This window comes from Ancylobacter dichloromethanicus, assembly GCF_018390645.1.
Taxonomy (GTDB): Bacteria; Pseudomonadota; Alphaproteobacteria; order Rhizobiales; family Xanthobacteraceae; genus Ancylobacter; species Ancylobacter dichloromethanicus.
The window spans coordinates 1-2,324 of record NZ_JAHBGC010000041.1; the positions used below are offsets into that span (position 1 = coordinate 1).

Sequence of the window (2,324 nt, forward strand, 5' to 3'; positions counted from 1 at the left end):
GTTGTTCGATCCGCAGGGATCTCCGGGCCTCGGCCCTGGGGTTCCGGCAGGACGCGACACGGGAAGCCGTGGACGTGCCCGTCGGGAGCGTGACCGCACCGTCCTCGAACAACTGCGAAGCAAGCTGGTCTTTAGAAATAGCTTTGATGCCGTGCGGCGGGTCTCTCAAAACCGCCGCGCTTCCGCGAAATTCCGCACGGAATTTCGCTAGGGGTGGGCATCGAAGATGAGAACGATCAAGTGTCTTAAGGGCATTCGGTGGATGCCTTGGTGCTGAGAGGCGATGAAGGACGTGGTACGCTGCGATAAGTCACGGGGAGCTGCGAACAAGCTTTGATCCGTGAATTTCCGAATGGGGAAACCCACCTTCGACGACTGGGACTCTGAAGTCTTGGGCCTTGGGAGCGATCCCGAGGGTTGAGGCTTTGGAATTCCAGTTGTCAGATGAAGGTATCAAGCCCTGAATACATAGGGGTTTGAAGCGAACCCGGGGAACTGAAACATCTAAGTACCCGGAGGAAAGGACATCAACAGAGACTCCGTTAGTAGTGGCGAGCGAACGCGGACCAGGCCAGTGGTGAATGTGCGACAAGTGGAATCGGTCAGGAAAGCCGAGCCTTAGTGGGTGATAGCCCCGTACACGTAATGCAAGCATTCATCCTCGAGTAAGGCGGGACACGTGAAATCCTGTCTGAACATGGGGGGACCACCCTCCAAGCCTAAGTACTCCTCAGCGACCGATAGCGAACAAGTACCGTGAGGGAAAGGTGAAAAGCACCCCGACAAGGGGAGTGAAACAGTTCCTGAAACCGGATGCCTACAAACAGTAGGAGCCCAAGGTTCGTCCTGGGTGACTGCGTACCTTTTGTATAATGGGTCAGCGACTTAGTCTGGCGAGCAAGCTTAAACCGATAGGTGTAGGCGCAGCGAAAGCGAGTCTGAACAGGGCGTTCAGTTCGTCGGATTAGACCCGAAGCCGAGTGATCTAGCCATGAGCAGGTTGAAGGTGCGGTAACACGCACTGGAGGACCGAACCGGTGCCCGTTGAAAAGGTCTCGGATGACTTGTGGCTAGGGGTGAAAGGCCAATCAAACTCGGAAATAGCTGGTTCTCCGCGAAAACTATTTAGGTAGTGCCTCGCGTGAATACTCCAGGGGGTAGAGCACTGGATGGGCTAGGGGGGTTTACCGCCTTACCAAACCTAACCAAACTCCGAATACCTGGAAGTACTGCGCGGGAGACAGACGGCGGGTGCTAACGTCCGTCGTCGAGAGGGAAACAACCCTGACCTACAGCTAAGGCCCCCAAGTCGTGGCTAAGTGTGAAAGGATGTGAGAGTCCGAAAACAACCAGGAGGTTGGCTTAGAAGCAGCCATCCTTTAAAGAAAGCGTAACAGCTCACTGGTCTAGGATTCTTGCGCCGAAAATGTAACGGGGCTCAAGCCACGCGCCGAAGCTTAGGGTTTGCCTTCGGGCAAGCGGTAGCGGAGCGTTCCGTAAGCCTGCGAAGGAGGACCCGTGAGGGCCTCTGGAGGTATCGGAAGTGCGAATGCTGACATGAGTAACGACAAACAGTGTGAGAGACACTGTCGCCGAAAGTCCAAGGGTTCCTGCGTAAAGCTAATCTGCGCAGGGTTAGCCGGCCCCTAAGGCGAGGCCGAAAGGCGTAGTCGATGGGAATCAGGTGAATATTCCTGAGCCTGTGGGTAGTGACGAATCCCGTGTGTTGTCAGACGAATTGGTTCTGTTCTGGCTTCGAAGGGGTTCCAGGAAATAGCTCCCACATTATAGACCGTACCCGAAACCGACACAGGTGGACTGGTAGAGTATACCAAGGCGCTTGAGAGAACTATGCTGAAGGAACTCGGCAATTTACCTCCGTAACTTCGGGATAAGGAGGCCTTCCGTTTGGGCAACCAGGCGGGAGGGGCACAGACCAGGGGGTGGCAACTGTTTAGCAAAAACACAGGGCTCTGCGAAATCGCAAGATGACGTATAGGGTCTGACGCCTGCCCGGTGCCGGAAGGTTAAGAGGAGAGGTGCAAGCTTTGAATCGAAGCCCCGGTAAACGGCGGCCGTAACTATAACGGTCCTAAGGTAGCGAAATTCCTTGTCGGGTAAGTTCCGACCTGCACGAATGGCGTAATGACTTCCCCGCTGTCTCCAGCATAGACTCAGTGAAATTGAATTCCCCGTGAAGATGCGGGGTTCCTGCGGTCAGACGGAAAGACCCCGTGCACCTTTACTGCAACTTTGCACTGGCATTCGTGTCGGTATGTGTAGGATAGGTGGTAGGCTTTGAAGCGAGGGCGCCAGCTCTCGTG

1 protein-coding gene and 1 rRNA gene are annotated in these 2,324 nt (G+C 55.2%); both read left to right on the forward strand.

Annotated features, from left to right (window positions below):
- Positions 1-211, forward strand: a 211-nt coding sequence (locus tag KHC23_RS18570; RefSeq protein WP_213374570.1) for a hypothetical protein, incomplete at its 5' end; no start/stop codon positions are given.
- A gap of 23 nt (positions 212-234) precedes the next feature.
- Positions 235-2,324, forward strand: a 23S ribosomal RNA gene (locus tag KHC23_RS18575); the annotation flags it as partial.